The sequence below is a fragment of the uncultured Clostridium sp. genome (assembly GCF_963515715.1).
In the GTDB taxonomy this organism is placed as follows: Bacteria; Bacillota; Clostridia; order Clostridiales; family Clostridiaceae; genus Clostridium_AW.
Genome location: NZ_CAUPZS010000027.1, coordinates 44,828 through 54,838 on the forward strand (window position 1 = coordinate 44,828; position 10,011 = coordinate 54,838).

At 31.2% G+C, this 10,011-nt stretch carries 9 protein-coding genes; 1 reads left to right on the plus strand and 8 read right to left on the minus strand.

Features of this window, described 5'->3' with window-relative positions:
* Position 1: 1 nt before the first annotated feature.
* The 4 genes from RYO54_RS16165 to RYO54_RS16180 form a co-directional block, all read right to left on the minus strand.
* The gene (locus RYO54_RS16165) at positions 2-1,324 is read right to left on the minus strand and encodes an ABC transporter permease (protein ID WP_315121061.1); all 1,323 of its coding nucleotides are present in this window, start codon (positions 1,322-1,324) and stop codon (positions 2-4) included.
* Positions 1,317-3,368: a CARDB domain-containing protein gene (locus RYO54_RS16170; protein WP_315121063.1), complete on the minus strand. Its 2,052-nt coding sequence runs from the start codon at positions 3,366-3,368 to the stop codon at positions 1,317-1,319. The genes RYO54_RS16165 and RYO54_RS16170 overlap by 8 nt, the downstream gene beginning before the upstream one ends.
* A 2-nt stretch (positions 3,369-3,370) precedes the next feature.
* Positions 3,371-4,084, minus strand: coding sequence for an ABC transporter ATP-binding protein (locus RYO54_RS16175; protein ID WP_399549628.1), 714 nt, complete (start codon positions 4,082-4,084; stop codon positions 3,371-3,373).
* Between the two features lie 219 nt (positions 4,085-4,303).
* Positions 4,304-5,092, minus strand: coding sequence for a GTP pyrophosphokinase family protein (locus RYO54_RS16180; protein WP_315121065.1), 789 nt, complete (start codon positions 5,090-5,092; stop codon positions 4,304-4,306).
* Positions 5,093-5,222: 130 nt separating this feature from the next.
* On the opposite strand from RYO54_RS16180, the gene RYO54_RS16185 reads away from it, so the two are divergent.
* Positions 5,223-6,089, plus strand: coding sequence for a DUF2225 domain-containing protein (locus tag RYO54_RS16185; RefSeq protein ID WP_315121068.1), 867 nt, complete (start codon positions 5,223-5,225; stop codon positions 6,087-6,089).
* A 102-nt stretch (positions 6,090-6,191) separates the two neighbouring features.
* On the opposite strand, the gene RYO54_RS16190 is transcribed toward RYO54_RS16185, so the two are convergent.
* From RYO54_RS16190 to RYO54_RS16205, 4 genes are all read right to left on the minus strand, one after another.
* Positions 6,192-8,639 carry a CoA-disulfide reductase gene (locus tag RYO54_RS16190; protein WP_315121071.1) on the minus strand — a complete coding sequence of 816 codons (2,448 nt, stop codon included), beginning with the start codon at positions 8,637-8,639 and terminating at the stop codon, positions 6,192-6,194.
* A gap of 20 nt (positions 8,640-8,659) precedes the next feature.
* Positions 8,660-8,944 carry a metalloregulator ArsR/SmtB family transcription factor gene (locus tag RYO54_RS16195; RefSeq protein WP_315121073.1) on the minus strand — a complete coding sequence of 95 codons (285 nt, stop codon included), beginning with the start codon at positions 8,942-8,944 and terminating at the stop codon, positions 8,660-8,662.
* Positions 8,945-9,020: 76 nt separating this feature from the next.
* On the minus strand, positions 9,021-9,707 hold the full coding sequence (locus RYO54_RS16200; RefSeq protein ID WP_315121075.1) for a metallophosphoesterase: 687 nt from the start codon (positions 9,705-9,707) through the stop codon (positions 9,021-9,023).
* Positions 9,708-9,711: 4 nt separating this feature from the next.
* On the minus strand, positions 9,712-9,975 hold the full coding sequence (locus tag RYO54_RS16205) for an EscU/YscU/HrcU family type III secretion system export apparatus switch protein (protein WP_315121077.1): 264 nt from the start codon (positions 9,973-9,975) through the stop codon (positions 9,712-9,714).
* Positions 9,976-10,011: the final 36 nt, after the last annotated feature.

A 10,011-nucleotide genomic window follows, 5' to 3' on the forward strand; every position in this document is an offset into this window, starting at 1 on the left:
TTTACTCCGTCTTAATAGCTTCTAAAGCACTTAGTTTAGTTGCTCTCTTAGCTGGGTAGTATCCAGACATTATTCCTACCAAAGTTGTAAATGCTAAAGATGCAAAAACTAACCATATAGGAATGATGGATAACTTGGTATCTGTTGCTGGACCTCCACCAAAACCAAGCATATTCATATTACCCGCAAGAAAGTTAATTATAGCAGAGAGACCATAACTTATTCCTATACCCATGAATCCTCCTAAAAGTCCAATAGTTCCGGCTTCGAAAAGGAATATTCTTTTTATATCTTTTATTTGAGCACCAATAACCTTCATAACCCCAATCTCCCTAGTTCTTTCATATATTGACATTATCATTGTATTGGTTATACCTATTGCTGCAACTAGTAAAGATACTGCTCCTATTCCTCCTAATACTCCCTGTATAGTCAGTGACACTTTATTTAAGGATTCAAGCATATCATTTAAGCTATACGCCTCGTAGCCCATATCTTTAATTTTTTTCTGTATTTCAGCTACTTGTTTAACATCCTTTACTTTAACTAGTATTTGACTATATTTATTTTTGTTATTACCGTTTTGTCTACTTCTATTTCCGTCTAATTTCTGTTGCTCTTTTTTTAGTTTTTCAACTTGGCTTATGTTCATATAAACATAGCCGTCCTTTTGATAATCTCCTTCTTTAAGAACTCCCGCTACATTTATTTTCATAGGTTCTTTTGGAGTTTTTTCTTTTCCATTTTCATCGTAAATATTATAATTCATGGTAAATTTATCTTTTAATGGTTTTATATTTGGTTCCTTAAAGCTACCACCAGTTCTTTTTTCATCATAGAAGTAATGCTTTATAGATCCTCCAAAAATTACATTAAGAGTATCATTTTTTTTAAGATATTTTCCATCTTCAAGTTTAAAATCAAAGGCCTCCATAGTTTCAGGATCAATACCTCTTAAATTCACATATGCTGAGTATTTTCCTGTCTTTATTTTCATGTTCAAGTCCATCAGTGGAGTTACTACTTCTACTCCCTCTACTTCGCTTAATTCCTTTATGGCCTTATCATCTAAATAAACCTTTCTCTTATTTAAGGTTCCGCCACCTTGTGCACCCATACCATAGTCTTCCATAACATTAATAGTGTTTAGACTTCCTATATTACTTATTTCCTTCTGAAAACTATCACTCATACCAAATCCTAAAGAAAGCATAGTGATTATGGAGCTTGTACCTATAATTACTCCTAGGACGGTTAGGAAAGTTCTTAACTTTCTACGCCATAGATTTTTCAACCCCATTCTAATAATGTCTAAACTATTCATCTAAGGTCATACCTTTCTTTTTCTTATTTTTCTTCCAGAAAACAAATCCTGCACCTGCAGCAATAATTATTACTCCACCCCAAATTAATTTACCTTTCTTCCCTCCTTTATTCATTTCAGGAGACATATTGTCCATTCCTGGTTCCATCGGTGGAGCATCTACTACATTTATAGTAAAATCTTTTTTTACCTCTACTTGTTCTCCTGCACTATCGTCATAAGAAAATACTAATGTTCCTTTTAATTCTCCTGTTTCACTTGGAATAATACTACCATCGTAACTTTCTGAACTTCCTGAATTAAAATCGCCTAAGAAATAATCTCCGTTTTCTTTATCGAAATCACCTTCTAATTTTATCATTACATTAGTTAAAGTAACCTTACCTTTATTATAGAACTGAGCCATAACTGGGATTGGTTGTCCTACATATCCTTGTGGCGGCAATTCTATATTTCCTACTTCTAGTTTAGTCTGTTGAACTACAGGCACTCCTATAAGTTCTGTTGCTTCATATTTTTCCCCATTCTCGTCTTCATACTCAAATTTTGCTGTCATAGTGTAAGTTTTTGGTTTAGCATCAGGAACTGTAAACATTTTAAGACTTTTTTCTACTCTTCCCTTTGCTGGAATTTCATCTATATAAAATGTATTACTGCTATTAACAGGACTAAATACACTTCCACTCTGTTCAGTCTTTTCATCTACAGTTAAAAATATTTTTATATTCTTAACTGTTTTATTTGAATTTGTATTGAAGAAAGATAGACTAACGTCAAAATCCTGTCCTGCTCTTACTATTTTAGGTTCAAAATTATATTTATCAATTATAAGCTTTGGCACTGCTTTACTGGAATCCCCACCGTTGACAAGCACACCTACATATTGAACTATCTTATTATTTGAAACTGGAGCAGGTGAGTTTCCATCAGTAGGAACCTTAACATCATTTGACTCATCAAATTCTACAGTGATGCTAATAGGATAATTTTTAGTTTTAGCTTCAGAAGTTGCAAAGAACACGTAGTTTAGTCTTACTGATTTTCCAGGTTCTAAATTTGCAACTTTTTGAATTTTAGTGGACTTAGGAACTACAGCTTCGTCAGCACTATCTAAAGTAACCTTTACATTAGATATTTTTCCTTTTCCTTCATTTTTTAAGTCAAAACCGATATTTATATCTTGATTAGTAGAAACACCATTAGTAGGATAGCTAATATTTTGAACTTTTAAATCATATAAGCCACCACTTCCTCCTACATTAAGGTAAACTTCATGGGTCTCTTCAATAGCTTTGTTCTGTGGATCTTTATAATTCATTTTAAGTTTTAATGGATGTGTACCATTAGAAATATTGCTAGCAGCTTTTAGCTGATATTTTACATATGTATAACCTTCTCCACTTATTGCCCCAAAATAGTTTATATTTGAACCACTGGCAATTGTAAATGATCCCCCTAATCCTTCTAGAGTATATTTTACGTCTCTTGCTTCCACATTACCTTTATTTCTAATATAGAAATATGCTGTAAACGTTTGTCCCGCTGTTATATTTCCAGGATCAGTTTCTATTTTTTCTACCACTAATCTAGCTGGTGTATTGGTATTTCTTACTTTTACATAGATTGTCTCAGATTCAGTCTTAGAATCTCCATACGCATTAGTAAACTCATATTTTATTTTTATCGGATAATTTTTTTCTGCCGCATCTGAATTTACTCTAATTTTAAAGCTAACGTCTGCTGAATTATTTCCTAAAAGAGAATCAATATTCTTGTTGAATACCAAATCTTCAAAAGTAAATGGGTTATTATCGGCGTCTCCAAATTCAGGTGTTATTAATATGTTGTAAGCTGAATATCCGCTGTTATTCTTTACAGTAAACTTTATTTCAGCAACTTTTCCGGCTTCTATAGTTGAAATGTCCTTATTCATTATGTTTAATCTTGGCATATACCTTTCTGTTTCTCCCGCCGCAGAAACTGGAAATGAATTTCCTGAAAACATTAACATTACTGTTAGTAAAAAGACAAAAAACTTTTTCATTCTTATGCTTCTCCCTTAACTTCTATATTTTTATTATTTATTATTTTTTCTATATTACCGTCTCTTATATAGACAATTCTGTCTGCATAAGAGGATATTTCTACATCATGAGTTACTATGATCAGTGTTTGATTATGTTGTTTAGCCATACCTTTAATTAGGTCCATTATTTCTAAGGTTGTTTTTGTATCAAGGTTTCCTGTAGGCTCGTCCGCAAAAACTATGTTAGGATTATTTACAAAAGCTCTTGCTATACTCACCCTCTGTTGTTGCCCTCCGCTCATCTGAGATGGTTTATGATAAAGCCTTTTTTCTAACCCTACCGCCTCTAGCATTTTTTTTGCGCTATTCTCTCTTTGAGCTTTACTTGCATTTCTAAATATCAAAGGTAGAGTTACATTTTCTAATGCAGAAAAAGTAGGTAATAAATTATAAGACTGAAACACAAATCCTATGTATTTCTGTCTAAACATCGCTAGATGGTCTTCGCTCATTTTTTCAATATGATTATTTTTTATAATAATTTCTCCCTTAGTTGGTTTTTCTAAGCCAGCCATCATGTTTAATAAAGTACTTTTACCAGATCCAGAAGTCCCTAAAAGACATAAAACTTCTCCAGCATATACTTTAAGGTTAATATCATCTAGAGCAATTATTTTTTCGTCTCCCATTCTGTAAACTTTTCGTACATTATTCAATTCAATTATACTTTCCAAATATATTCTCACCTCCTAGTATACCTATTCATATTTTACATTAATAATACGTAAAAATATATAGAATTTGCTAATAATAGATAATTTTAAGGATTTTTTAATAAATAGGTCTACTTTCTATAATATAGTAACAAAAAATAAAAATCTAGAAAATTTTCATCTCTAGATTTTTATATATGCTATATTTATTTATATACTGCATTTATTTATATACTATATTTATCTATATATTTCTAAGGTTTTCTCTGTGGACCTTAGTAAATTGTTTAATTCAAATACTTCTCCTTCTTCTATTAATTTGTTTAATTGAGTTTGATACCTTAAAGACTCTGCTGATTTTCCAATAGATGATAGAGTAAGTATATTATCCATAACATTCGAAACTATATTTGACTTTATTTCAAATAACTTTTGCGCATCTTTAATCTCATCTTTTATTTCTAACATTTGCTGATCTAGTTGAAAAGCTGCGTCTGCGGCACCTTTAAGCTTATGTTTTATTTCCAAAGGTATGTCATGTTTATACTTATAATTTAGTGAATGTTCAATTGTAGCCCAAAAGTTCATAGCTAATGTTCTAATTTGAAACTCTGCTAATATTTCTTTTGTTCCTTCAGCCATATTTACAGGATATTTTATTATTACATGATAGCTTCTATACCCACTACCTTTAACATTGGTTACATAATCTTTTTCATACATAATTTGCAAATCGCTTCTTTGCCTCATTATACTAACAACTCTCTCTACATCATCTACGAATTGACACATTACTCTAATGCCAGCTATATCTTCCATTTCATATTCTATTCTATCTAAGGGTATATTAAATTTATTAGCCTTTTCTAAAATGCTAGATATTTCTTTTACTCTACCAGTTACAAACTCCACAGGTGAATATTCATTTTTTCTTCTAAATTCTGTTCTTATACTTCTAAATTTTACTTTTAATTCTTCTACAGCCTGCTCATATGGTATTAGAAAAGTTTTCCATTCTCTTATAGCCATAAATATCCCCCTTCTTAAGTTTCTTCATTTATTATTATAATACATTAAGAAAGAATAAATAATACATTTTTTCTTATTTTTTGATATAATGTCTTTATATTAATAAAATAAGAATTAGAGGTTGAATTATATGAACAACAATATTTTTTCAGGTTTGGAAAAACTTGGATTTGAGGATATAGAGGATATAAAAATATATAAAGATACAGATGATGAAGAAAAGGATGATAAAAAATCTTCAATAAACTCTCCTTTATATAATAAGTCGGTAATATGTCCTGTATGTGGATATGCTTTTAAAGCAAAGTCAGTAAAGTCTTCCCACTATAGAATTGGTAAGAGAGACTCAGACTTCTTTATAAGATATCTTACTATTAATCCTTATTTCTATGATGTTTGGCTATGCAATAGCTGTGGATACGCTGCTTTAAAAGTAGACTTTGAAAACCTTAAAGAACCTGAAATTAAAAAAATCGAAAAAGTAATTAAATCAAGATGGAAATCTAGAGAATATCCCGAAAATTATGATGAGAACATAGCTATTGAAAGGTATAAACTAGCATTATTAAACTATGCTGTAATAGATTCAAAGTCAAGTAAAAAAGCATTAACTTGTCTGAAGCTTGCATGGATGTATAGGCTACTAAAAGATGAAGAAAACGAGATAACCTTCTTAAGGCAAGCTTTAGAGGGATTTAATAATACTTTTTTCAATGAATTTTTCCCCGTTTATGGAATGAATAAATTTATAGTAATGTATCTTATAGGAGAACTTCATAGAAGGATTGGAGAATATGATAACGCATTGCTTTGGTATAGCCAAGTTATCACAACTCCTGGTGTCTCTCAAAAATTAAAAGAATTAGCTAGAGATGGTAAGGATTTAATAAAAGAAGAACAAGAAGCTGAACAATCCCATGAAGCAGTGGAGGAAACTGCTGCTGATATTGAAGAAGATTCTAAAAAAGGTATTTTTTCTAGGCTATTTAGTAAATAGTACTTTTCTAATTAAAAGCTCACAATTGACAGTTATCAAAAAGGTTATCCTTGCGGGACAACCTTTTCTAATAACTGTCAAATCTTCATTATCAATTCTAACTTAAATAAATAGGTTTACATTTGAGTCCTCCGCTTCTCCTAAGTAGTATCCAACTCCTCCTATTTCTACTCCATCTATTAACTCTTCTTTTTTCAATCCCATGACATCCATAGACATTTGACAAGCTACTATGTTTATTCCATTATCTATAGCAGCCTTTATAAGCTCTTCTAATGAAGTTATATTTTTATCCTTCATTACTTTTCTTATCATTTTAGATCCCATGCCCATCATATTCATATTAGAAAGCTTTAATCTTTCACTTCCTCTTGGCATCATGGCTGCAAACATTTTATCCATGAATCCTTTTTTCACCTTTATTTTTTCTGGCTTCCTTAATATATTTAACCCCCAAAATGTAAAGAACATAGTCACCTTCTTGCCCATTGATGCTGCACCGTTAGCTATTATAAAAGAGGCAATTGCTTTATCTAAATCTCCACTAAATACTACAATAGTCTTGTTGTCCTTTTCATTAGAAGTGATTGCTATATCACTATTCCTAAGTTTATCTACATTTCCTTTTCTTATAGTAGCTGCAATTATCCCCTTTTCCTTCTTTAAGTCTATTAATTCATTGTTAGTCCTTTGGCACCAAGCCTTTATATCTCCAAAAAATCCTGGATCAGAGGCTTTAGCTTTTAAAATTTCTCCATCTTCCATGAATTCTACGGTCTTACTTACTTGCATCAAAGGCCCAGGGCAACTTAATCCACAGATATCTATTTCTTTATCCACTTTATCCATAGCTTCTTTATCTCCTTCTTGTGGACTATTAGAAATTTTTCCTTCAACTTTTTTTGGGATAAACTTACTCATAGTATAAGTTTTGTATCCTCCATTCAGGTTTTTTACATTGAACCCGCTGGCTTTCAATATCCTATAGGCTATGTATCCTCTTAAACCTATTTGGCAGTATACTATTATCTCTTTGTCTTTATCTATTTTATTCAATTTGCTTCTTAACTCTTGTAGTGGAATATTGACAGAACCTTCTAATTTCCCACCAGAGTATTCTAACTCTGTTCTAACATCTAGAAGTATACTTCTACTCTTATCTCTATTATCTAACTCTTCTACCGATATCATTTCTACTATATTTTCTAGCATATTTTCGGCTAAAAATCCTGTCATATTTACTGGGTCTTTAGCTGATGAATAAGGTGGTGCATAGGAAAGTTCTAGTTCCTCTAAATCATAAATTGTACCACCAAATCTAACAGCAGTTGCTATAACATCTATTCTCTTATCAACACCATCATATCCGCAACCCTGGGCCCCTAATATTTTACCTTTATCATTGAATATTACCTTTATACACATTGGGATTGCACCAGGATAATATGAAGCATGGGATTGTGGATGAACATAAACTACTTTATAATCTATATTCAGATTTTTAAGCATTCTTTCATTATTTCCTGTGCTGGCAGCTGTTAAATCAAAGACTTTAATTATTGAAGTTCCTTGAGTTCCCTTGTATTTTGAACCTATTCCACACACATTGTCAGCAGCTATTCTTCCCTGCTTATTTGCTGGCCCTGCAAGAGGTATAGCAGTTTTTTTATTATTTATAAAATCTGTAACTTCTATAGCATCTCCTACTGCATACACATTAGAAAGATTAGTTTCCATATTTTCATTTACTAGAATATGTCCCTTCACCCCTAATTCTATGCCGCTATTTTTTATAAATTCAGTATCGGGTTTAACCCCTATAGCTAGTACAATCATATGAGCATGTAATATGTGTCCACTATTTAATTCTACTTCTATACTTTCATCATTGTCTTTAAAACCTTTAACACCATCATTTAATATTAAGGACACACCATTATCTTCAAGTTCTTTTTCTGCATAAGTAACCATATCTGAATCAAAAGGAGCTAAAATATGTGGGGCCGCCTCTACTAAGGTTGTTGCAACTCCTTTATGGATTAAGTTTTCAGCCATCTCTACTCCAATATATCCTCCACCTATGACCACTGCACTCTTTACTTTTTCACTATCCACATAGCACTTTATTCTATCCATATCAGGTATGTTTCTTAAAGTAAATATTTTCTTGCTCTCAATCCCTTCAATAGCTGGCCTTATTGGCTTTGCTCCAGGAGATAGAATTAAATAATCATATGTCTCTTCATATATTCCTTTCTCCTTACTATTTACCTTCACCTTTTTATTCTTAGTATCTATTTCTATTACTTCGCTTTCTACTCTTATATCAATATTAAATTTCTTTCCCATTTCTTCTGGTGTTTGTAATATGAGATTTTCCCTTTCCTTTATGGTTTCTCCTATATGATAAGGTAAACCACAATTAGCAAAAGATATATATTCTCCCTTTTCAAACATTATAATTTCTATAGATTCATTCAGTCTTCTAAGTCTTGCCGCTGCAGAAGCACCTCCTGCCACTCCACCTACTATTACAACTTTTTTATCCATACTCTACCCTCCATAAAATTTTATTCCTCAAATAGGGATTGGATTAATTTTATTGTTACCTCATTACAAATACTATAATTTATCTCTAGTCCATTTCTTTCTCCCTGTATAATTCCAGCAGTTCTTAGTTTCTGTAAATGCTGTGATATTGTTGATTGGGGCATATCAAGACAATTTTGCATATGTGTTACATTACATTTTCCATTTTCTATTAAACCTTTAACTATACATAATCTAACAGGGTGAGCTAATACCTTTAATAACTCTGCTCTCTCGTTAAAATCTTTTATATTATGATTATCCATGTTTCAATTACCTCCATCAATATATTTATATATTACGATTTTTGAATATAGTTGTCAATAAATTATCCTACAAAAACTATAATATTTTTGTAGGCATAAAATCTAAATAATCACAAGAAGTTAAAATATATTCTATTCCTCCTAAATTCCCTTGAAAAACCTTTTCCTTTGGAATACCATGTAAGTGTCCATAAATTACCTTTTCTACATTGTATTCTTTGAGTATATCAATAAATCCTGACTCTTCTCTTCTATCATAGGTTGGGGGATAATGAAGCATAACAATAAATTTATTAAACCCTTCTTTCACTGCTGAATTCAAAGAAAGTCTTAGTCTTATTAATTCTCTTTTGTATATCTTTTCATCATGTTCTGTAAACTTTTCTCCACCAGGACATATCCATCCTCTTGTTCCACATATAGCGTATTCTCCATAGGAAAAATGATTGTTTTGTATAAAGTTCATATCCTCATATAAATTATTTAATTTACTTATACCATTCCACCAATAATCATGGTTTCCTTTCACAAATATTTTCTTCCCTGGAAGCTTGTGAATCCACTCTAAATCCATAATACTTTCATCTATTTTCATAGACCAAGATATATCTCCAGCTATAAGCACAGTATCATCATTACTTATTGTATTAATCCAATTATGTTTTATTTTTTCTTCATGTTTAAACCATTTTTCTCCAAATACATCCATAGGCTTTTCAGTAGTAAAAGCCAAATGAAAATCGGAAATTGCATAAATTGCCATATAGTCACCCTCTGTCTATCATTTCATCTATATCAACTACATATGCTATTACTTTAGCTACAGCATCATATAATTCGAAGGGTATTGAATCCCCTACATCTACACTAGTTAGCAAATTTGCTAATTCTTGATCATATACTATTGGTATATTTTTTTCTTCAGCCTTTTCAATTATCTTATCTGCAATATATCCCATACCTGTAGCTGTAACTATTGGAGCACTGTATCCATTTTCATATTTTAAAGCTGCTGCCCTTTTCTTTTTCATAAATAATCCCCCTAAAATTAAAGAGAATCATACCTT

Coding starts and splice junctions, on each gene's coding strand:
- RYO54_RS16165 (WP_315121061.1), bottom strand. CDS start 1,324: ATGAATAGTTTAGACATTATTAGAATGGGGTTGAAAAATCTATGGCGT.
- RYO54_RS16170 (WP_315121063.1), bottom strand. CDS start 3,368: ATGAAAAAGTTTTTTGTCTTTTTACTAACAGTAATGTTAATGTTTTCA.
- RYO54_RS16180 (WP_315121065.1), bottom strand. CDS start 5,092: ATGGCTATAAGAGAATGGAAAACTTTTCTAATACCATATGAGCAGGCT.
- RYO54_RS16185 (WP_315121068.1), top strand. CDS start 5,223: ATGAACAACAATATTTTTTCAGGTTTGGAAAAACTTGGATTTGAGGAT.
- RYO54_RS16190 (WP_315121071.1), bottom strand. CDS start 8,639: ATGGATAAAAAAGTTGTAATAGTAGGTGGAGTGGCAGGAGGTGCTTCT.
- RYO54_RS16195 (WP_315121073.1), bottom strand. CDS start 8,944: ATGGATAATCATAATATAAAAGATTTTAACGAGAGAGCAGAGTTATTA.
- RYO54_RS16200 (WP_315121075.1), bottom strand. CDS start 9,707: ATGGCAATTTATGCAATTTCCGATTTTCATTTGGCTTTTACTACTGAA.
- RYO54_RS16205 (WP_315121077.1), bottom strand. CDS start 9,975: ATGAAAAAGAAAAGGGCAGCAGCTTTAAAATATGAAAATGGATACAGT.